The organism is Bacillus sp. TH19 (assembly GCF_016651075.1).
GTDB lineage: Bacteria > Bacillota > Bacilli > Bacillales > Bacillaceae_G > Bacillus_A > Bacillus_A mycoides.
The window spans coordinates 352587-374170 of the sequence record NZ_JAEKEO010000010.1; the positions used below are offsets into that span (position 1 = coordinate 352587).

A 21584-nucleotide genomic window follows, 5' to 3' on the forward strand; every position below is an offset into this window, starting at 1 on the left:
TGATAAAAGAGTAGAGGGTGGTAGCTTGTTTCAAAAGATAAAAAATGAATGGTTTTCTAATGTGAAAGGGGACGTACTATCAGGAATTGTCGTTGCTTTAGCATTAATTCCTGAAGCGATAGCTTTTTCTGTTATTGCAGGTGTAGATCCGACCGTTGGGTTATACGCCGCTTTTTGTATTGCGGTTACAATTTCGTTTGTCGGCGGAAGACCAGGGATGATCTCGGCGGCAACGGGTGCGATGGCATTATTAATGGTCACTCTTGTGAAGGATCACGGTTTGCAATATTTATTTGCTGTGACAATAGTAACAGGTATTGTTCAAATTATTTTTGGAGTGTTCAAGCTGAGCTCATTTATGAAGTTTGTTCCTAAATCCGTTATGAGTGGTTTTTTAAATTCACTTGGAATTTTAGTTTTTACAGCGCAATTGCCGCATTTTAAAAATGCAACTTGGGAAATGTATGCACTTGTCGCATTAGGACTTGCGATTATATATTTATTTCCACGTATTACGACGGCTGTTCCGTCTACACTTATTTCAATTATTATTGTGACAAGCATTGCACTTATGAGCGGATTACAGTTAAAAACAGTAGGGGATATGGGAAGCTTACCGAAAGAATTACCGTTCTTTAGTATTCCTGATGTTCCATTTACACTTGAGACATTAGCAATTATTTTACCGTATTCAGTTATGCTAGCGGTTATAGGTTTACTAGAGTCATTATTAACGGCGTCGGTTTTAGACGATATGACACATACGGAAAGTAATAAGCATAAAGAGGCACGTGGACAAGGGATTGCGAACGTTGTTGCTGGTTTCTTCGGAGGAATGGCAGGATGTGCAATGATTGGACAATCTGTTATTAACATTAAATCAGGTGGTCGCGGGAGATTATCGACGTTTGTAGCCGGTGGTTTTTTAATCGTATTGCTATTTGTTTTAGGTGATTACGTTGTTCATATTCCGATGGCAGCTTTAGTTGCAGTTATGATTATGGTTTCGATTGGGACGTTTGATTGGAACTCTGTAGCGACAATTCATAAAGTACCAAAAGGAAACGCATTTGTTATGATCGTAACAGTTGTGATTGTCCTAATTACACATAATTTAGGATTAGGTGTAATTATCGGAACGATAATTAGTGCAGTTTTATTTGCATTTAATATGGCAAAGATTCACGTGAAACATTTGTATATTGAAAATAAGAAAATATACGAAATTCACGGCCAACTATTCTTCGCATCTACGGCAGAGTATATAAATGCTTTTTCATACAATGAAGATGTGAAAGAAATTGAGATGAACTTTACTAACGCACACGTATGGGATGATTCAGCAGTAGCGGCAATTGATAAAGTTATCATGAAATATGAACAGAACGGTGTGAAAGTAAGGATCACAGGGTTAAATGAACGTAGCTCGAGGCTCGTTGCGAATTTAGCTACTTATAATAAGAGAATTGCTAGTTAGAAGCCTCCTTTTTAGGGGGCTTTATTATATAATACGGGTAGGATAACGAAAAGGGGATTCAGCATATGTACAAACAAATTTTATTAGCATGCGATGGTTCTGAACATGCACTTCGAGCAGCCGAGCATGCAACATATATTGCGAAATTTAGCGAAGAAACACATGTTGAAGTTGTGTACGTAGTAGATAATAGAACGGCAAAGTCAGATATTATACAAGGACAAACGGATTTAGAAACAATATCAGCTAGTCGAAAAGATAAATTAAAAGAGATTGAGGGTTTATTAAAGAAAGAGAACATTTCCTACAAAATTACGATTCTACATGGCGATCCAGGAGATACGATTGTTCAATATGTAAATACAGGAGATATAGATCTTATTATTGCTGGGAGTAGAGGGCTAAATACACTGCAAGAGATGGTGCTTGGTAGTGTAAGTCATAAAATAGCAAAGCGTGTGAAATGCCCGGTGATGATTATAAAGTGAAGCTTTAATCAGTGGGGGTTTTGTTCATCCCCGACCTAACTTCTTTGCTTTCACTGAATTTTGAGGTGGGGATCTTACTGCCCGGCGAATAGCGGGATAAAATAAGTTGAGTGAGATATTATGTAGTGTAAGCAGGACCTTGATATAATTCGAGGTCTTTTTTGATGTATAGAGGGGGGAGATTATGGAAATACTAGATATAAGTTTAAAGGGAAATCGTTAACTTACAAATTTGTAAGTTTGTTGTCAGAAAAATCGATGTTATGAAATTTTTCCCATTGGTAAAATAAGAGTATCAAAGGGGAGATAGGGAGGATGGAAGTAATGAAATCATTGCAAAATTTATCATATAGTCAAGGGGTAAGCTTAATTTGTTTAGGCGGATTTGCTGCATCTGTTACGTTAGCTATTTTAATAAAGATGGTTCATCAAATCTTTTAATTTTAGAGTAGGGAAGGAATTGGTTGTTATAAATAGTAAGAAAAGGATTGTAAATAAAAAATAGCTCTTAGCATGTATGTAGATGCTAAGAGCTATTTTTATGATTATTTTTCTACTTCTGGCTTCTCACTTGTTACAGTAACGTCTTTCCAATGTGAAGTTATTTGATTTACTTCAGTGTTGACATCATAATTTTTTACGCGCTTATTAACACCTGTTAAATCAAATGTGTAATGAATTGGAATCATCGGTGCTTCGTCATGAATTAATTTTTGCCATTTATCGTATATTTCTTTACGATATTTTTCATCAGTAGCTTTTTCTGATAATCCTGCGTCTAATAACTTCGTATTTTCATCATTTACCCAGCGCTGGTAGTTGAATCCGGCATTTTTGCCCCATAGGCCAGAAAGGTCAGGGTCAGAGCCAGTATTCCAAGCACCAGAGAAAATATCAACCTTCGGATCATCTTTTTTAATCATATCACGCATAGCATTAAATTCGTGTAAGCGTCCATCAAGAAGTTCTACTTTTAAGCCGATATCTTTCCAAGATTGAATATAGAATTTTGCAAGTGGTTCACTTGTCTCACTACCGTTACTAGCTAGGAAGTTAATTTTAAATTCATTACCTTTTGGATCCTCACGGAATCCATCACCATTCTTGTCTTTATAGCCAGCTTCATCTAATAGTTTTTTCGCTTTATCTACATCTAAGTTATATGCGCCAACACTGTTATTATGGTACTTTGGCATAGATGGTGGAATTGGAGAGTTAGCTGGAACACGAAGTCCGTGATATACTTTTTCTCCTAATTTTTCTCTATCAATTGCATATGCCATCGCTTGACGTAAACGAACGTCTTTGAACTTATCGTTATCCATTACAGCTTCATTCTTTGCTTTGTCCATATGTCCGAACTTAAATCCGATATAAGTGTAAGCAAGGTCAGTTTTACCAATTAGTTGTGTGTTTTTTAATTTACTTACGTTCGGATATTGATCAGCAGTAATTGATGCAATATCAATATCACCTTTTTTCAGAGATGCACTAACAATAGATGGATTTACAACTTTTAATGTTACATTTTTCAGCTTAGGTTTGCCACCCCAGTAATCATCAAAGCGCTCATACTCAACTGATTCACCAGGAACGATTTTCTTCACTTTAAATGGACCGAATCCAATTGGATTTTGACGGATTTTATCTGATTCAGCTAGTTTTTCAATTGGTACATCACCTAAATATTTTTTAGGTGTAGGATATGTCCAAATACCAGTTTTCAGTGAAGGGTTTACTTCTTTATAAGTAATGGAAATTGTTTTTGGATCGACTACTTTAATACCAGAAATTTTGTCAGCTTTTCCAGTGTGATATTCTTCCATACCCTCAATCATTTGCATTTGTGTATCGTAACGAATACCTGTATATTTACTATTACCGATAACTAAGTAAGAATATTCTAAATCCTCAGCCGTTAAAGGGTTACCATCATGCCATTTTACATTATCTTTAATTTTAATTGTAATTGTTTTTTTATCTTCAGAAATTGTATAAGTTGCAGCACCTTCATTTGTAATTTCCCAGTTTTTATCTGTAGCTAATAATTGTTCATCAAAGAAATCCATAATTTCTGAATCTGGAGCAACTTCATACAATACCCTACTTAAAACACCAGAGAAAGGTGAATTTGAAACGAGTCCATAAGTTAATGATCCGTCTTTAATTTCTTTACCGTCATTTTTTACAGTAGCACTAAATTTATTTGTTTCTACTTTTTTTGTATTTGCTTTTTTACTACCGCTATCAGCACCCCCACATGCAGATAGTAATAATGCTGAAGCAGCAAGTGTGCTTAATACTTTGTACAGTTTTGGTTTGTTCATAACTTCTCCACCCCTTATCCTTTTCTTTGTCTAGCATCAGCCGCACGCTTTAACGCTTGACCAATAAAATTTATACACAGCATCAACACTAAAATCATGATTGATGCGGGTAACCAAATCCACCACTTTTCTTGCAATACATCTGGGTTAGTTGCGTAACTTACAAGTGTACCAAGACTTGGTGTGCTCTCTGGTAGACCGAAGCCTAAGTAAGTTAAACTAGATTCAATTCCGATGTTACCAGCAAGATTTAATGTAATATTTACGATGATAATAGAACTTAAATTAGGTAATATTTGCTGGAAGATTATTTTCCAATTTGGTGTTCCTAACGTTTTTGATGCAGATACGTAATCAAGTTCTTTCTCAGTCAATACTTTAGAACGTATCAGCCTTGCTTTTCCGACCCATAAGAAAGCGGTCATTATGAGAATAAATGTCGTAATATTGAAAGTTGGAACGAGTGAGATAAACACGATAACAATCATTAAGAATGGTAAAATCATCATAAAGTCGATAAAACGCATAATGATGTTATCGACAACTCCTCCAAAATAGCCAGCAATTAGTCCCATAGTAAGACCGATAAGGGTTGATAAAAGAGTGATAGCTAAACCAACTGTAAAGGAGTTACGTGTACCAATAATTAATTGTCCGAAAATATCGCGACCTCCATAATCAGTTCCTAACCAATGTTCAGCAGAAGGAGGATCATAAATGGCGAACAGATCGACTCGGACGATATCTTCTTGCTTCATAATAAATGAAGTTGCATAAACGGCTATTAATATTAAAGCTAAAAAGAATAGAGAAAACATTGCTAGTTTATCTTTACGAAATTCTCGCCACATAATGGAGAAACCAGAAGGGCTCTTTTCGTAATGAATGACTTCAATTTGTTTTTCAGGATTTGCTAACATAACGTTTCTTCACCTCCATTAATCAATACGAATACGTGGATCAACGATGCTTAGAATAATATCGGAAAGAAGAGTCCCGAGTAGCGTTGCGAATCCAGTAAATAATACAAGAGCAGTTACGACACTGAAATCACGTTGAGTGATAGATTGGAAAAATAGTTGTCCAATTCCTGGGTAGCCGAAAATGTTTTCTAGAATAATAGAGCCCCCAACTAAACCTGTAATTTCATATCCTAAAAATGCTGCGATTGGTAAAAATGAATTTCGTAAAATATGTCTGGAATATACTTTAGATTCTGGTACACCTTTTGCCTTTACCGTGCGTACAAAATCTTTATGTTTCGTATCGATAATTTCACTTCGTAAATATTGGACAGTTCCTACAGTTCCAATTAATGCCCCAGATAAAGCTGGTAAAATCATATGATTTAATTTACTTAAATAGTAATCAAATGATCCGGTTGCAACTTGTGGGTCAACGCTACCACTCGTAGGGAAAATTGGATATAAAAAGCCGAATAAGAATAACATTACTAATCCGAAAATAAACAGTGGTGTACCGAATCCTAAAAAGTTATATAGCGTAATGAGTCGATCAGCCCACGTATCATTCCAACGTCCACTTATAACTCCAAGTGGAATAGCAATTAAGTAAGTAAGAATAAGAATAAAAAGAGCTAACAGTATTGTATTGCCAAGACGTTCCCCAATAATATCCGTTACTTTTATTTTATGTGCGTAAGAAATACCGAAATCCCCTTGCACGGCATTTGAAATCCACCTTACATATTGAGTGGGAATAGGATCGTTTAAACCTAGTTTTTCACGTTGTTCTTCAATCACTTTTGGATCGGCTTTTGGATTTGCTAGTTCAGCGCCACTTAATGCATCACCTGGCATTGCCTTAGCCAGTGTAAAGACGAGTACGCTTAATATGAATAATTGCGGTATCATAACTAAAACCCGGCGTAATATAAATTTCCACATGTTTTATCACTCCCTTAAGGTAATGCCACCCGGTGAGTTGGTGAGATTGGTTTTAAATCGTAAGCACGACCGTTTTCATTGAAATACTTTTCGTATGATTTTTCGTACTCAGAACTTACTTGTTGACGTAATTTACGTTGTTGTTCGCGGTTTTCTGGACGAATATCAGGAATAGCTGATATTAGGCGTTTCGTATAGATGTGCTGTGGATTATTATAAATTTCTGCACTAGTTGCTTCTTCGACAATGCGCCCGCGATACATTACACCGATGCGATCACACATATGACGAATTACGCCTAAATCGTGACTTATGAATAGGTACGTTAATCCAAGTTCAGATTGTAAATCTTGTAAGAAGTTTAAAACTTGCGCTTGTACCGACACGTCAAGTGCAGATACTGGTTCATCCGCGATAATAAGTTTTGGTTTTAATGTAAGAGCGCGTGCAATACCAATTCGCTGTCTCTGTCCACCGGAAAATTCATGTGGGTATTTATAAATAGACTCTGGATTTAACCCAACTTTATCAAGGTATTCTTGAACTGCTCGACGCTCTTCATCGGGTGAGAGCTTTTCAAAATTCCGAAGTGGTTCGGCAATAATATCGATAACACGTTTCTTGGGATTCAATGATGAATACGGATCTTGGAAAATCATTTGGATATCTTTTCGTTGTTCTCTTAACTCAGAGCGACTTAATTTCGTTAAATCTCTATTATTAAAATGAATGTTACCGCCTGTAGCTTTCGTTAAGTGCATAATTGCTTTACCAGTTGTTGATTTGCCGCTACCTGATTCACCAACGATTCCATATGTTTCACCAGGCTGCAATTCAAAACTTACGCCATCAACTGCTCGTACGTAATCTAATGTACGTCCGAAGAAACCACCCTTAATTGGAAAGTGTACTTTTAAATCTTCTACTTTAAGCAGTGCCATGAGTTACGTCATCTCCTTTCTTATGTTGGAAGTTGAAGTGCTTGTAGCAAGTACAACGTACCCAATGGTCTGGTTTTACTTCATGTAAAACAGGATTTTCCTCATGTTGATCTGGTCTAACCCAAGGGATTCGGGCTTGGAATCGACATCCAGTGCGAGGAAGCTTCGCTAACGAAGGAACCACGCCTTGAATTACATGCAATTTTTCTTTTTCCGCATACGCAGATGGAATTGAGTTTAATAGAGAACGAGTATATGGGTGAAGCGGGTTATTAAAAATCTCTTCTACTGTTCCTGTTTCTACAACTTGTCCTGCATACATAACGACAATACGATCAGCTGTTTCGGCAACAACGCTTAAATCATGTGTAATTAAAATGATGCCCATTTTCGTTTGTTCTTGAATAGATTTTAGTAAGTCTAAAATTTGTGCTTGGATGGTTACGTCAAGAGCCGTTGTTGGCTCATCCGCAATAATGAGTGCTGGGTTACAAGCAATCGCAATCGCGATAACAATTCTTTGTCTCATTCCGCCAGATAATTCGTGAGGGTATTGTTTATATGTAAGTTCTGGTTTTGGAATACCAACTTGATGGAGTAGTTCTAAGGTGCGTTCTTTCTTTTCTGCTTTCGAAAGGTTTGTGTGGTAGTCTAAGTTTTCTTCGATTTGTTTTCCAACTGTCATAAGAGGATCGAGTGCTGTAAGAGGTTCCTGGAAAATCATACCGATGTTTGATCCGCGTACTTTATTCATCTCTGCGGTCGACATAGTAAGTAAATCCTTATCTCTATAGTTAAGTTGCCCTTGTAATTTTGTATTTGCTTCATTATGCAGTCGCATAATGGAAAGGGCAAGTGCACTTTTTCCGCAACCGGATTCACCAACTATCGCGACAATTTCATTTTCATGGACAGTTAACGAAACGTTATCAACTGCTGCATGATATTGATCTTGTATGCGAAAGGAAGTCTGTAAGTTTTCAATGCGAAGAAGTGGATTCTTCATGGTTATCCCTCCATCTTTTCTGAAAAGACTAAATATTTAGTATGTTGTTGCTATTTTAATATAAAGTGACAATGTTTGACAAGAGTAAATATTCAAAAATCTTTTTATATAGAGATGAGATGCAGTAATATAAGGATAAAAACCCTTTTAAAACGCTCACAATTATGGGGTGGATTGATAAATTATTTGTAATAAAAAAGTAGTATATGTAGAAAAAGAGAGGTGTTCTGGAAAGAACTGTCTCTCTTTTTTTTGTAAGTATAATATTATTGTTTAAGCTTGTTTTTGTTTTGTAGATCCTGTATTTAAAGTAAGAGCAAGGAAGAACATTGCAAGTACGCAAGATACAAGTAATAAGATGAATCCGCCATCCCATCCGAATGCATCTACGATAAAGCCCATAGCTGCGCTAGCAAAAGTAGCTCCCCCTAGGTAACCGAAGAACCCAGTTAACCCAGCGGCAGTTCCAGCAGCTTTCTTTGGTGCTAAGTCAAGAGCGTGTAGGCCAATTAACATAACAGGTCCGTAAATTAAAAATCCAATTGCGACAAGTGCGATGCTATCAACCATTGGATTACCAGGAGGGTTTAGCCAGTAAACAAGAACTGCGATAAATACACCGACCATAAATAAAATACCAGCAGGTGCACGGCGTCCTTTAAATAGTTTATCACTCATCCATCCGCAAAGAAGCGTACCTGGAATACCAGCCCATTCATATAGAGCATAAGCTGTACGTGAGCTACTATGAGTAAAGCTTTTTTCTTCAACTAAATAAGTAGGAGCCCAGTCTACAACGCCGTAACGAACGAAATAAACAAAAACGTTAGCGATAGCGATGTACCATAAAAACTTATTGTTTAATACGTATTTGAATAAAATTTCCTTTACCGAAAGTTCGCGTTCACGGTCCGCTACTTTTTCATCTGATGGATATTCCCCAGTATGTTCTTCAATAGAAGGTAATCCGCAAGATTGAGGTGTATCTCTCATCGTAATTAATACATAAATCCCCACTAAAATTGAAAGAATACCTGGGAAGTAAAATATACTTTTCCAGTCATTTGCAAAGAAATATAAGCCTAATGTAACGAGAGAAGGCATAAGCGCGCCGCCGACATTATGAGCGACGTTCCAAATAGACATTTTTGTACCACGTTCACTAACGGAGAACCAGTGAACCATCGTACGACCACAAGGAGGCCATCCCATACCTTGTACCCATCCATTTAAAAACTGAAGTACAAACATAAGTATAATGCTCGTTGTAATGAAAGAAAATGAGCCGAAAATAATATTAATGATACCGGATAAAAATAGCCCAGCTGCTAAAAAGTAGCGAGGATTACAACGATCGGATACGATACCCATAAGAAATTTACTTAATCCGTAAGCGATAGATACTGCTGAAAGGATAACCCCAAGTTCCCCTTTACTAAAGCCTTGTTCGATTAAGTATGGCATTGCGAGTGAAAAGTTTTTTCGAACAAAGTAGTAACCCGCATAACCGATGAAGATGCCTAAGAATACTTGCAAACGCAATTTGCGGTATTCGCTATCAGTGCGATCAGCTGGTAAGCGTTCTGCGTGGGGCGCAGGTTTAAATAATTGTGTGAAAAACATAAAATGAAAATCCTCCCCTAATTAATTGGAAGCGTTTTAAGACAGAGAGAATACAAAAAGGCTATGAAATATAAAAAAGTTCCCTTTTTTATGATTCATAGCCATATACTCCGATTCTCCGTGACTGTCAATATTAACTTCGACGAAAATTATACAACTTTGTGACAAGAATGTAAACGTTTTTATAAAGAAAGTTGTTGACGTATTTTGTTTGTGGGATTAATATTTAAATACGTTAAATATTTTATTGCTTAAATAAGAGGTGGATAACATGCCAAATGATATGACTCATATTGATAAGATTCAAGCTCTTACATTCGCTATAGGAAAGAAAATGCAAACAGAGCTATTAGAACAAATGCAAGCATCAGGACTTACACCACCGCAGTTTTATATTTTAAAGATTTTAGATCATTACGGAGCTTCAAGAGCGACACAATTGGCGGAGAAAATGTACGTGAAACCGAGCGCGATTACAGTAATGACTGATCGTTTAATTGATCATGGGTTAGTAGAGCGCTATCACGACGATAATGATCGCCGCGTTGTTGTCATTGAGCTAACGAAGAAGGGGAAAACTACAGTAGAAGAAGCGATGGCGGCTCGTAATGAGCATATTGCAAAATACTTCTCACACTTAGAATTACAAGAGAGGGAAGATTTGTTGCGCCTCTTTGAAAAGCTAGAAACAATTATTTGCGGGAAACCAGAGAAAAAAGAGAAAAAAGAGAAAAAAGAGAAAAACTAAGAGGAATTGAGGAGATTACATGGAGCAACAAGAAAATCAGAATAGAAAGTTGTTGTTAATCGGTTTAGTAATCGCAATGCTATTTGCTGCATTGGACGGAACAATCGTTGGTACAGCAATGCCGCGTATCGTCGGTGAACTAGGTGGATTAAGTTTAATGACATGGTTAACAACAGCTTACATGTTAACATCAACAACGGTTGTACCGATTGCAGGTAAATTAGCGGATTTACTTGGGCGTCGTAACGTATATATAGCAGGATTAATTATCTTTATGGTTGGTTCAGCGTTATGTGGTATGGCAAACGGTATGACAGAATTAATTATTTTCCGTGGTATTCAAGGTCTTGGTGGCGGTATTATGATGCCAATGGCTATGATTATTATCGGAGATATGTTCACGGGAAAAGAACGTGCTAAATGGCAAGGTATTTTTGGAGCTCTATACGGTCTTGCCTCTGTAATTGGACCACAAGTTGGTGGTTGGATTGTAGACGCAGTGAACTGGAGATGGGTATTCTATATTAACTTACCAGTTGGTATTTTAGCGACAATCTTCATTGCAATGGGATTAAAAGCACATAAACAAACAGGACCAATTAAAATTGATATCGCTGGAATCTTCACGATGATTCTCGGTGTTGTAAGTTTATTACTTGCGTTAACGTTTGGCGGGAAAGATTATGCATGGGGTTCTTGGCAAATTATCGGGTTATTTGCACTAGCTGCCATTGGTATTGTTAGCTTTGTTATCGTTGAAACGAAGGCTGAAGAACCAATTTTACCGATGCACTTCTTTAAAAACCGTACATTTACACTACTGAATGCGATCGGTTTCTTTATGAGTATCGGAATGTTTGGAGCAATTATGTTCGTACCGTTCTTTATGCAAGGAATTGTAGGCGTAAGTGCTGCTGAATCAGGAACGATTATGACACCGATGATGATTACAATGATCGTTATGAGTATTATTGGTGGTCAGCTTGTATTAAAAATTGGTGTGAAACCACAAATTATTACAGGGATGCTTATTATGGCTAGTGGTTTCTGGTTATTAACAACGATGGATATGCACACAACTAAGCTTACTGCTACTTCTTATATGATGGTTATCGGTTTAGGAATGGGTCTTGTTATGCCGATATTAACATTAGCATTACAAGAAAGCTTCCCGAAAAAAGATCTTGGCGTTGTAACATCATCAAGTCAATTCTTCCGTCAAATCGGTGGAACATTCGGTATTACAATTTTAGGATCAATTATGAATAACACTTCAGGTACAACGTTAACAAATAAATTAGTACCTGTATTAGACACATTCCCAAAAGAAGCGGGACAAATGGTAACAAAATTTAAAGATATGATTCATACAGATCCACAAAGTTTATATTCTATGCTATTTAGTCCAGAGGCATTAAAGCAAATGCCAGAAGCATTTTCTAATAGCATCGTACCAATTTTGAAAAGCTCTTTAGTGGACTCACTTCATACTGTATTCTTAACAGGATTGGTATTTATCGTAGTAGGTGCTATCTTTACGATTTTCTTACAGAAAATTAAACTGGCTGATCGTAAAAAAGGTGCTGAAGAGCCTGCTGTAGAAGAAAAGGAAAAAACTGTATCATATTCGTAATAAAAAAGCATCGCCTTATGGCGATGCTTTTTTGAGTATAACCTTAAAAGCTTTTTAGTGAGAAATGATTGACGTATTTTTATAAATGAGTTATATTATTTTCTGTAAACGGTTACATGAAATGAGGAGAAAAGAGAATGAGTACGATTAAAGACGTTGCAAAATTAGCAGGGGTATCTGTTGCGACCGTTTCCAGAGTGTTAAATAAAAATGGATATGTTCATGAGGATACATTAAAAAAAGTAGAGCGAGCAATTGAAATGCTAGATTATAAACCTAGTACAGTAGCACGTTCTTTATACAATAAAAAATCTCGTTTAATTGGATTAGTTGTTCCAAATATCGTGAATCCATTCTTTCCAGAAGTTGCACGTGCCGTAGAAGATGTAGCACATAAGCAAGGTTACACAGTTGTACTTTGTAACTCTGATGAAAATTTAGAAAAAGAGAAGCAATACATTGATGTGCTTAGACAAAATAATGTGGACGGATTTATTGTAGCAACGAATCCACAAAATAGTGTTAATTACATGAATTTGTCTATTCCAGTTGTTGCGATTGACCGTATGTTTAATGAGCGCATTCCTACTGTATATGCAGATAACTATGCAGGGAGTCAGGCGGCGACAAAGTTATTAATAGACAAAGGGTGTAAACATATTGCACATATTCGTGGACCGCGTGATGTGAGCACAGCTAATGAACGTTTTGAAGGTTTCGTAGACGTTATTACGCAAAATAATCTTTCTTATATGATTGCAGAGAGTACATTCGATCCAGCTAATAGTGAACGGGTAGCGGTGGAATTATTAGAAGAATATCCGCATATTGATGGAATTGTTGCTGGGAATGATTTAATTGCAATTGGTATTGTAAAGGCTGCACTTCAAAAGGGAATTTCTATTCCAAACGATTTACAAATTATTGGATTCGATGGAATTTCTTTAACTGAAATGATGTATCCATCTATTACGACTGTTGCACAGCCAATTTATGAAATGGGGAAAATTGCAACAGAATTGTTGTTAGAGCAGATGGAAGGAAATCCATTAGAAGAGAAACACTATCGTTTACCGATTGAAATTATAGAACGAAATACAACGAAGTAAGGAGATGAGACAGATGCCAAATATTGCAGTAGTAGGTAGTATTTCAATGGACTTAGTGGCTGTTTCAAAAATACGGCCGAAAGCCGGAGAAACGGTAATTGGTGAAGCGTTTCATACGATCCCAGGAGGGAAAGGGGCGAACCAAGCAGTTGCTGCAGCTAGATTAGGAGCAAATGTAGCGATGGTTGGTGCAGTAGGCAATGATGATTACGGAACAGTAGTTAGAAAAAATTTAGAGAACGAACGCGTTTTTATCGACTATGTGGTACCGGTTACAGATAGAACGACAGGAATTGCTCATATCGTTTTAGCAGAAGAGGATAACAGTATTGTTGTTGTGCAAGGGGCAAATGCTCTTGTAAATGAATCGGTTGTAGATCGTTCAAAAGACCTTCTTGTAAAAGCTGATATGGTTGTTCTTCAACTAGAGATTCCGCTTGAAACAGTAAAATACGTTCTGTCTATTTGTGAGGAGCATAAAATTCCAGTTATGTTGAATCCGGCTCCAGCACAATTTTTATCAGAAGATATTTTAGAAAAAGCGACTTATATTACACCGAATGAACATGAATGTCGCATCGTATTAAATGATTTCACATCACCAATTGAAGAGTTACTTGCGAAATATCCAAATAAGCTATTGATGACGGAAGGGTCTAACGGTGTTCGATTCCATAATGGAACGGAAGTTGTTCAAGTTCCAAGTATCGCTGTAGATGTAGTAGATACGACTGGAGCAGGTGACACATTTAACGGTGCGTTAGCAGTTGCGCTTTCTGAAGGAGTAGCACTTCAAAAGGCAATTCGTTTTGCAAATATTGCTGGTGGTCTTTCCGTAACGAAACTTGGGGCACAGGGCGGTATGCCAACGAGAGATAGAGTACGTGAAGTGCAGGTGATTGTTGGATGAAAAAGCACGGTGTATTAAATAGTGAAATCGCAGCAGTCCTTGCTTCACTTGGACATACAGATACGATTGTAATTGCTGATTGTGGGTTACCTATTCCTGATGGAGTAAAACGAATTGATTTAGCAGTTGAAATCGGAAAACCTAGTTTTTTAGACGTATTACAAGTTGTTGCTGATGATATGGCAATTGAAAAAGTGACGTTAGCAGAAGACGTTATTATGAATAATGCAGAGGTAAATAAAGAAGTTGAGATGCGATTAATAGAGCCAGCATTTGAATATGTGTCTCATAAGGAATTTAAAGAGCATACAAAGAGAGCGAAGGCGATTATTCGTACAGGAGAAGCAACGCCTTATGCGAATGTTATTTTACATGCAGGCGTGATTTTTTAATAAAGGGATGTGATGAGAATGCATATTGAAATGAAGAACATTTCAAAAGCGTTCAGTGGTAATCCTGTTCTAAAAAACGCACAGTTTATGATTGAAACAGGAGAAGTCCATGCATTGATGGGGGAAAATGGAGCGGGGAAATCGACGCTCATGAAGATTCTAACAGGTGTATATAAAAAAGACAGTGGAACAGTCACAATTGATGGACAAGAACGAACTTTTAAAAATGCGAAAGAAGCGGAAGAGTACGGTATTGCATTTATCCATCAAGAGTTGAACATATTACCGAATTTAACGGTAGCTGAAAATATGTTTCTTGGAAAAGAGTTAATGTATGGGAAAACGGGCATTTTACGTACGCGTCAAATGAATGCGATTGCCCAGCAACAATTGGCAGATCTTGGTCTACATGTGAGAGGTGCTATGCTAGCAGGTGAACTATCGGTTGGACAACAGCAAATTATTGAAATTGCTAAAGCATTAATGACAAATGCAAGCGTTATTATTATGGATGAGCCTACAGCGGCATTAACAGATCGCGAAATTGAAACACTGTTTATTGTTATTAATAAATTACGTAAAGAGGGCGTTTCATTCGTTTATATTTCACACCGAATGGAAGAAATTTTTTCAATATGTGATGCCATTACGATTTTACGTGATGGAGAATATGTAGGGAAAAGGTTAATTCCGGAAACGTCATTTGATGAAGTAGTTAGCATGATGGTAGGCCGAAGTATTGGTGAACGTTATCCAGAACGAAATAGTCAAATTGGCGAAGTGATTTTTGAAATGCGTAACGGAACGAAAAAGGGGAAATTTGAAAATGTTTCGTTTCAAGTTAGAAAAGGTGAAATCCTTGGTGTTGCGGGCTTGATGGGAGCTGGTCGCACGGATATTATGAAAGCAATATTTGGATATGAACCGCTTGATTCAGGACAAATTTTTATGAATGGACAAGAAGTAAAAATTGATAGTCCAATTGATGCGATTAGACAACGAATTGCCTTTATTACAGAGGATAGAAAATCTGAAGGGCTTGTGTTAGATTTTTCGATTCGTGAAAATTTAGCTTTACCAAATTTAGAGAGTCTTTCAAAGGGAAGCGTTGTTAATAAAGGTTTAGAACAGCAATTTACAGAGGATATGATGAAGCTTCTTAATGTGAAAGCAGCAAACGGAGAGCAAGCTGTAAAATCTCTTTCTGGTGGAAATCAGCAAAAGATTGTAATTGCAAAATGGTTAGGTATTCATCCACAGTTACTCATTTTAGATGAACCAACGAGAGGTGTAGATGTTGGGGCTAAAAAAGAAATTTACTCTATTATGAATAAGCTTACCGAGCAAGGAGATGCCGTTATTATGGTATCGTCTGAGCTTCCAGAAGTTTTAGGCATGAGTGATCGAGTTCTCGTCATTCATGAAGGGAAAATCGGTGGTATTTTAGAGAAAGATCAGGCATCGCAAGAGTCTATTATGGCACTAGCTACAGGGGGAGAGTAAGATATGGCTAAGAAGGGGAATGTATTACAACAACTTGGTTCTTTAATTGGATTAGTATTAATTATCGTAGTAATTACAGCTTTAAATCCAGCATTTATTGAAATTCCAAATTTATTTAATATACTGCGCCAAGTATCGATTAATGCACTCATTGCATTTGGAATGACCTTCGTTATTTTAACAGGGGGTATTGACTTATCGGTAGGTTCTATTTTAGCATTATCAAGTGCACTTGTTGCCGGAATGATGGCAAGTGGCATGGATCCGTTCCTTGCAATGGTAGTTGGATTATTAGCAGGTCTTGCAATGGGGATTGTAAACGGTATCATTATTGCGAAGGGAAAAGTAGCTCCGTTTATTGCAACTTTAGCAACAATGACTATTTTTCGCGGGTTGACGCTTGTTTATATGGACGGACGTCCGATCACTGGTCTTGGTGATCATTTAATGTTCCAAATGTTTGGCCGTGGTTATTTCCTTGGTATTCCTGTGCCAGCCGTTACAATGATGATCGCTTTTGCAGTACTGTACTTTATTTTAAAGAAAACAACGTTTGGTCGCCGTACGTTTGCGATTGGTGGAAATGAAGAAGCGGCAGCTTTATCAGGTATTAATGTTACGAGAATTAAAGTAATGATTTACGGTCTTTCCGGAATTTTGGCAGCGCTTGCAGGTATTGTCTTAACATCAAGGTTAGATTCTGCACAGCCGACTGCTGGTACTTCTTACGAATTAGATGCAATTGCTGCAGTTGTGTTAGGCGGAACGAGTCTTTCAGGTGGAAGAGGATGGATTGTTGGTACATTCATCGGTGTGCTTATTATTGGCGTACTAAATAACGGTTTAAATTTATTAGGTGTATCTTCTTTCTTCCAACAAGTTGTAAAAGGACTTGTAATCTTACTAGCTGTACTAATTGATCGTCGAAAAGAAGCGTAATGGAGGGGCAATTCATGAAAAAATGGTTACTGATACTCGTTGCATGCATCATGGTAGTTACTGCTGGTTGTTCAATGGAACCACCAGAATGGGCAAAGGATTCTAGCGATAAAGGTCGAAATAAAACTATTAAAGTTGGATTTTCTGTTTCCACTTTAAATAATCCATTTTTCGTCACGTTGAAAAAAGGTGCAGAAAAGAAAGCAAAAGATAGTGGCATTGAACTAATTGCTGTTGATGCACAAAATGATGCAGCGAAGCAAACAAACGATGTTGAAGATTTAATTCAAAAAGGTGTCGATGTAGTTGTTATTAATCCAACTGACTCAGATGCCGTTGCTTCAGCGGTAAGTGCAGCTAATGCAGCCAATGTGCCTGTTATTACAGTAGACCGAGTTGCGAATTCAGGTAAAGTTGTTTCTCACATTGCTTCCAACAATGTAGAAGGTGGTCAAATGGCTAGTGATTACATTCGGGAAGTAGTTGGTGAAGGAACAAATGTCGCTGAGTTAGAAGGAATCCCTGGATCGTCTGCTGCTCGTGAGCGTGGGAAAGGATTCCATAACGTAGCTGATAAGTCTTTAAAAGTAGTAGCAAAACAAGCAGCTGATTTCGATCGTGCAAAAGGGTTATCCGTTATGGAAAATATTTTGCAAGCAAATAGCGATATTAAAGCGGTATTTGCTCATAATGATGAAATGGCATTAGGCGCAATTGAGGCATTAAAATCTGCTGGTAAAACGGATGTAGTCGTTGTTGGATTTGATGCAACGGATGATGCTGTAAAAGCGGTTAAAGATGGGCGTATGGCAGCAACAGTCGCTCAAAAACCGGAATTAATCGGAGAGAAGGCGATGGAAACAGCGAAAGAGATAACACAAGGTAAAAAAGTGGACAAATTTATTCCGATTGAATTAGAGCTTATTAAGAAAAAATAAATAAATATAAAATGAAAATTAGGAAGGAAGAATAACAAATGAAATTTTTTATTGATACAGCAAACATTAACGAAATTAAAGAGGCAAATGCATTAGGCGTAGTAGCTGGAGTAACGACAAACCCATCACTTGTAGCAAAAGAAGGCGTAGATTTCCATGAGCGTATTCGTGAAATTTGCAGCTTTATTGAAGGACCTGTAAGCGCAGAAGTAATTAGCTTAGAAGCTGACAAAATGATTGAAGAAGGAAAAGAGTTAGCAAAAATCGCTCCAAACGTTGTTGTAAAAGTTCCAATGACAACAGAAGGCTTAAAAGCAGTAAAAGCATTCTCAGATTTAGGAATTCGTACAAACGTTACATTAGTATTCTCAGCAGTGCAAGCATTACTTGCAGCTCGCGCTGGTGCGACATACGTTTCACCGTTCTTAGGTCGCCTAGATGATATCGGTCATAACGGTATGGACTTAATTCGCCAAATCGCAGAAATCTTTGCAATTCACGGCATTGAAACAGAAATCATTGCAGCATCTGTACGTCATAGTGTTCACGTAACAGAAGCAGCATTAAATGGTTCACATATTGCAACAATCCCAGCAAACGTAATCGCTTCATTAGTGAAGCATCCATTAACAGATCAAGGAATTGAGAAATTCTTAGCTGATTGGAAAAAAACACAAGAGAAATAATACGAAATGGAGAACCCAAGTTTAATTAACTTGGGTTCTTTTTTTTGTTTGAAAGAATTTTCATGCAATTGTGCATATTGTCTTTTAAATTTTTAATATAAGCTATTTAATATATACAAATCACTCTTTATTTTTCACATTTCGACATAAAAAGATAGAGGGTCTGACCAGAAAACTGGAGGGCATGATTCTATAACAGAAAGCTTATTTCTTATAGAATCATGTCTTTTATTATACAAGGGAGGATGGATTACATATTTTTATCTGAAGTTTAAGATTGATACAAGGGGATGAGTAAAATGAGAAAAAAAGCGCCATTTAAAGTGTTGTCATCGTTAACGATCGCGACACTCATCGGATGCTCAGCTGTAATGAGTGCTCCGTTAGCATATGCAGAAACGTCAGCAAAAGAAAGTGTGTCTACAACGCCAATTGATCATAACTTAATTCAAGAAGATCGTTTAGCGGAAGCGCTGAAAGAAAGAGGAACAATTAATCCAGCATCGTCTAAAGAACAGACAAAAAAGGCCGTAGAGCAATATATTGAAAAGAAACAAGGGGATCAGGCAAATAAAGAAATTCTTCCAGCGGATACTGCTAAAGAGGCATCTGATTTTGTGAAAAAAGTAAAAGAGAAAAAAATGGAAGAAAAGGAGAAGGTAAAGAAACCTGAAAAAAATGTTAGCCCTGAGCAAAAACCGGAACCAAATAAAAATCAATTGAATGGGCAAGTTCCAACTTCTAAAGCAAAGCAAGCGCCATATAATGGACCGGTTCGAAATGATAAAGTATTAGTATTACTCGTTGAATTTAGTGATTATAAACATAATAATATTGATCAAACTCCAGGGTATATGTATTCGAAAGACTTTAGTAGAGAGCATTATCAAAAAATGTTATTTGGTAATGAGCCGTACAAGCTATTTGATGGTTCGAAAGTAAAAACGTTTAAACAATATTATGAAGAGCAGTCTGGCGGTAGTTATACGACGGATGGATATGTAACCGAATGGCTAACTGTGCCAGGGAAAGCGTCTGACTACGGTGCTGATGGTAGTAGTGGTCACGATAATAAAGGACCAAAAGGTGCACGTGATTTAGTGAAAGAAGCTTTACATGCAGCTGCTGAGAAAGGGTTAGATTTATCTCAATTTGATCAATTTGATAGATATGATACAAATGGTGATGGAAATCCAAATGAACCTGATGGTGTAATTGATCATTTAATGGTAATCCATGCTGGTGTTGGTCAAGAAGCTGGTGGCGGTAAATTAGGTGATGATGCGATTTGGTCACATCGTTCAAAATTAGCAACAGATCCAGTAGCGATTGAAGGTACAAAATCAAAGGTAGATTACTTTGGTGGAAAAGTAGCGGCTCATGATTACACAATTGAACCAGAAGACGGTGCAGTAGGTGTGTTTGCACATGAATTTGGACATGACCTTGGCTTACCGGATGAATATGACACGAAATATACTGGAACTGGTTCACCTGTTGAAGCGTGGTCATTAATGAGTGGAGGTAGCTGGACAGGAAAAATCGCAGGAACAGAGCCAACTAGTTTTTCACCACAAAATAAAGACTTCTTACAAAAGAATATGGGTGGAAACTGGGCGAAAATTTTAGAAGTAGATTACGATAAAATTAAGAGTGGTGTAGGAGTTCCTACATATATTGATCAAAGTGTTACGAAATCCAATCGTCCAGGCGTTGTACGTGTTAACTTACCAGGTAAAAGTGTTGAAACAATTAAACCGGAGTTTGGAAAGCATGCATATTATAGTACAAGAGGAGATGATATGCATACGACATTAGAAACACCATTCTTTGATTTAACAAAAGGAACAAATGCGAAATTTGATTATAAAGCGAATTATGAACTAGAAGCAGATTGTGATTTCATCGAAGTACATGCTGTAACTGAAGATGGAACGAAAACATTAATTGATAGATTGGGAGAAAACATAGTCCAAGAAGATAAAGATACAACAGATGGAAAATGGATTGATAAATCATACGATTTAAGTCAATTTAAAGGGAAGAAAGTTAAACTACAATTCGACTATATTACAGATCCAGCTTTAACATATAAAGGTTTCGCAATGGATAATGTAAATGTAACAGTTGATGGACAAGTAGTATTTTCAGATGACGCAGAAGGAACATCTAAAATGCAGTTAAATGGATTCGTTGTTTCTGATGGGACAGAGAAGAAACAACATTATTATTATTTAGAGTGGAGAAACTATGCTGGATCAGATAATGGATTAAAAGCAGGAAAAGGTCCGGTGTATAATACTGGTCTTGTCGTTTGGTATGCAGATGATAGTTTCAAAGATAACTGGGTTGGGGTACATCCAGGTGAAGGCTTCCTTGGTGTTGTAGACTCTCATCCAGAAGCGTTTGTTGGTAATTTAAACGGGAAACCAGCGTATGGTAATACAGGCATGCAAATTGCAGACGCTGCCTTTTCATTTGATCGAACACCCGCATGGAGTGCAAATTCATTAACACGTGGACAGTTTAACTATTCTGGATTACAAGGTGTTACAACTTTTGATGATTCAAAAGTATATAGTAACAAACAAATTGCAGACGCGGGAAGAAAAGTTCCAAACCTTGGACTTAAATTCCAAGTTGTTGGACAGGCAGAGGATAAATCGGCAGGCGCTGTTTGGATTAAACGTTAATAACATAAAAGCACATTCTTCATATGAAGAGTGTGCTTTTTAATTTGTACATTAAGTTATTATTTTAGCTTATGTAATACAATTGTCTGTTCATATGTAGTGTATCAAATTATGTGGGTAAAGGAAATATTTCCGAGGAAATTGTCGAAGTATCGTCGGTATTTATACACTTTCTTTGTAGAAGAAGAAATGTAGTATTGCCTGTACAGTTTAATTTATTTACATTGTTATTTGGCTATACACAAAAGTGATATATTCGGCAAT

Annotated in this window: 19 protein-coding genes; 13 read left to right on the plus strand and 6 right to left on the minus strand. The window is 37.0% G+C overall.

Annotation, left to right across the window (positions count from 1 at the left end; genetic code table 11):
- Positions 1-25: 25 nt before the first annotated feature.
- From JFU54_RS19460 to JFU54_RS19470, 3 genes are all read left to right on the plus strand, one after another.
- Positions 26-1477: a SulP family inorganic anion transporter gene (locus tag JFU54_RS19460; RefSeq protein ID WP_201065938.1), complete on the plus strand. Its 1452-nt coding sequence runs from the start codon at positions 26-28 to the stop codon at positions 1475-1477.
- A 65-nt stretch (positions 1478-1542) separates the two neighbouring features.
- Entirely contained in the window at positions 1543-1965 is a 423-nt protein-coding gene (locus tag JFU54_RS19465) for a universal stress protein (protein ID WP_002140377.1), read from the plus strand.
- 315 nt (positions 1966-2280) lie between these two features.
- Positions 2281-2406 (plus strand): DUF4027 family protein, encoded by a 126-nt coding sequence (locus JFU54_RS19470; RefSeq protein ID WP_000453509.1) that lies wholly within the window; start codon positions 2281-2283, stop codon positions 2404-2406.
- A gap of 104 nt (positions 2407-2510) precedes the next feature.
- Here the strand turns inward: JFU54_RS19470 and opp4A are convergent, their stop codons facing one another.
- The 6 genes from opp4A to glpT form a co-directional block, all read right to left on the minus strand.
- Positions 2511-4292: an oligopeptide ABC transporter substrate-binding protein gene (gene opp4A, locus JFU54_RS19475; protein WP_016101813.1), complete on the minus strand. Its 1782-nt coding sequence runs from the start codon at positions 4290-4292 to the stop codon at positions 2511-2513.
- 14 nt (positions 4293-4306) lie between these two features.
- Entirely contained in the window at positions 4307-5212 is a 906-nt protein-coding gene (locus JFU54_RS19480; protein WP_016101812.1) for an ABC transporter permease, read from the minus strand.
- Positions 5213-5230: 18 nt separating this feature from the next.
- Positions 5231-6199 carry an oligopeptide ABC transporter permease gene (gene opp4B, locus JFU54_RS19485; RefSeq protein ID WP_002188315.1) on the minus strand — a complete coding sequence of 323 codons (969 nt, stop codon included), beginning with the start codon at positions 6197-6199 and terminating at the stop codon, positions 5231-5233.
- Between the two features lie 14 nt (positions 6200-6213).
- Positions 6214-7140, minus strand: a complete 927-nt coding sequence (locus JFU54_RS19490) for an ABC transporter ATP-binding protein (RefSeq protein ID WP_002090938.1) — start codon at positions 7138-7140, stop codon at positions 6214-6216.
- Positions 7127-8146, minus strand: a complete 1020-nt coding sequence (locus tag JFU54_RS19495; protein WP_016126562.1) for an ABC transporter ATP-binding protein — start codon at positions 8144-8146, stop codon at positions 7127-7129. Before JFU54_RS19495 ends, JFU54_RS19490 begins: the two co-directional genes overlap by 14 nt.
- 273 nt (positions 8147-8419) lie before the next feature.
- Positions 8420-9769: a glycerol-3-phosphate transporter gene (gene glpT / locus JFU54_RS19500; protein ID WP_201065940.1), complete on the minus strand. Its 1350-nt coding sequence runs from the start codon at positions 9767-9769 to the stop codon at positions 8420-8422.
- Positions 9770-10040: 271 nt separating this feature from the next.
- Here glpT and JFU54_RS19505 point away from each other — a divergent pair, with 271 nt between their 5' ends.
- From JFU54_RS19505 to inhA2, 10 genes are all read left to right on the plus strand, one after another.
- Positions 10041-10517 (plus strand): MarR family winged helix-turn-helix transcriptional regulator, encoded by a 477-nt coding sequence (locus JFU54_RS19505; RefSeq protein ID WP_016101809.1) that lies wholly within the window; start codon positions 10041-10043, stop codon positions 10515-10517.
- 19 nt (positions 10518-10536) lie between these two features.
- Positions 10537-12150, plus strand: a complete 1614-nt coding sequence (locus JFU54_RS19510) for an MDR family MFS transporter (RefSeq protein ID WP_063218700.1) — start codon at positions 10537-10539, stop codon at positions 12148-12150.
- 137 nt (positions 12151-12287) lie between these two features.
- A complete protein-coding gene (gene rbsR / locus JFU54_RS19515; RefSeq protein ID WP_061673981.1) occupies positions 12288-13259 on the plus strand; it encodes a ribose operon transcriptional repressor RbsR in 972 nt (323 codons plus the stop codon).
- A gap of 13 nt (positions 13260-13272) precedes the next feature.
- A complete protein-coding gene (gene rbsK / locus JFU54_RS19520; RefSeq protein WP_063218699.1) occupies positions 13273-14169 on the plus strand; it encodes a ribokinase in 897 nt (298 codons plus the stop codon).
- On the plus strand, positions 14166-14561 hold the full coding sequence (gene rbsD, locus JFU54_RS19525; RefSeq protein WP_063218698.1) for a D-ribose pyranase: 396 nt from the start codon (positions 14166-14168) through the stop codon (positions 14559-14561). Before rbsK ends, rbsD begins: the two co-directional genes overlap by 4 nt.
- A gap of 18 nt (positions 14562-14579) precedes the next feature.
- The gene (gene rbsA / locus JFU54_RS19530) at positions 14580-16064 is read left to right on the plus strand and encodes a ribose ABC transporter ATP-binding protein RbsA (RefSeq protein ID WP_078185077.1); all 1485 of its coding nucleotides are present in this window, start codon (positions 14580-14582) and stop codon (positions 16062-16064) included.
- 3 nt (positions 16065-16067) lie between these two features.
- A complete protein-coding gene (locus JFU54_RS19535; RefSeq protein ID WP_002029798.1) occupies positions 16068-17003 on the plus strand; it encodes an ABC transporter permease subunit in 936 nt (311 codons plus the stop codon).
- A 14-nt stretch (positions 17004-17017) separates the two neighbouring features.
- Positions 17018-17941, plus strand: a complete 924-nt coding sequence (gene rbsB, locus JFU54_RS19540; RefSeq protein WP_201065942.1) for a ribose ABC transporter substrate-binding protein RbsB — start codon at positions 17018-17020, stop codon at positions 17939-17941.
- Between the two features lie 38 nt (positions 17942-17979).
- Positions 17980-18627 (plus strand): fructose-6-phosphate aldolase, encoded by a 648-nt coding sequence (fsa, locus tag JFU54_RS19545; RefSeq protein ID WP_201065944.1) that lies wholly within the window; start codon positions 17980-17982, stop codon positions 18625-18627.
- Positions 18628-18926: 299 nt separating this feature from the next.
- Positions 18927-21320 (plus strand): M6 family metalloprotease immune inhibitor InhA2, encoded by a 2394-nt coding sequence (gene inhA2 / locus JFU54_RS19550; protein ID WP_201065950.1) that lies wholly within the window; start codon positions 18927-18929, stop codon positions 21318-21320.
- Positions 21321-21584: the final 264 nt, after the last annotated feature.

Bases quoted from the DNA above. Each gene is read 5' to 3' on its own strand.
- JFU54_RS19535 (WP_002029798.1), top strand. From the start codon at position 16,068: ATGGCTAAGAAGGGGAATGTATTACAACAACTTGGTTCTTTAATTGGA.
- JFU54_RS19470 (WP_000453509.1), top strand. From the start codon at position 2,281: ATGGAAGTAATGAAATCATTGCAAAATTTATCATATAGTCAAGGGGTA.
- JFU54_RS19465 (WP_002140377.1), top strand. From the start codon at position 1,543: ATGTACAAACAAATTTTATTAGCATGCGATGGTTCTGAACATGCACTT.
- opp4B (WP_002188315.1), bottom strand. From the start codon at position 6,199: ATGTGGAAATTTATATTACGCCGGGTTTTAGTTATGATACCGCAATTA.
- rbsK (WP_063218699.1), top strand. From the start codon at position 13,273: ATGCCAAATATTGCAGTAGTAGGTAGTATTTCAATGGACTTAGTGGCT.
- rbsA (WP_078185077.1), top strand. From the start codon at position 14,580: ATGCATATTGAAATGAAGAACATTTCAAAAGCGTTCAGTGGTAATCCT.
- JFU54_RS19505 (WP_016101809.1), top strand. From the start codon at position 10,041: ATGCCAAATGATATGACTCATATTGATAAGATTCAAGCTCTTACATTC.
- glpT (WP_201065940.1), bottom strand. From the start codon at position 9,769: ATGTTTTTCACACAATTATTTAAACCTGCGCCCCACGCAGAACGCTTA.
- JFU54_RS19510 (WP_063218700.1), top strand. From the start codon at position 10,537: ATGGAGCAACAAGAAAATCAGAATAGAAAGTTGTTGTTAATCGGTTTA.
- JFU54_RS19495 (WP_016126562.1), bottom strand. From the start codon at position 8,146: ATGAAGAATCCACTTCTTCGCATTGAAAACTTACAGACTTCCTTTCGC.
- JFU54_RS19490 (WP_002090938.1), bottom strand. From the start codon at position 7,140: ATGGCACTGCTTAAAGTAGAAGATTTAAAAGTACACTTTCCAATTAAG.
- inhA2 (WP_201065950.1), top strand. From the start codon at position 18,927: ATGAGAAAAAAAGCGCCATTTAAAGTGTTGTCATCGTTAACGATCGCG.
- JFU54_RS19480 (WP_016101812.1), bottom strand. From the start codon at position 5,212: ATGTTAGCAAATCCTGAAAAACAAATTGAAGTCATTCATTACGAAAAG.
- fsa (WP_201065944.1), top strand. From the start codon at position 17,980: ATGAAATTTTTTATTGATACAGCAAACATTAACGAAATTAAAGAGGCA.
- rbsD (WP_063218698.1), top strand. From the start codon at position 14,166: ATGAAAAAGCACGGTGTATTAAATAGTGAAATCGCAGCAGTCCTTGCT.
- rbsR (WP_061673981.1), top strand. From the start codon at position 12,288: ATGAGTACGATTAAAGACGTTGCAAAATTAGCAGGGGTATCTGTTGCG.
- opp4A (WP_016101813.1), bottom strand. From the start codon at position 4,292: ATGAACAAACCAAAACTGTACAAAGTATTAAGCACACTTGCTGCTTCA.
- rbsB (WP_201065942.1), top strand. From the start codon at position 17,018: ATGAAAAAATGGTTACTGATACTCGTTGCATGCATCATGGTAGTTACT.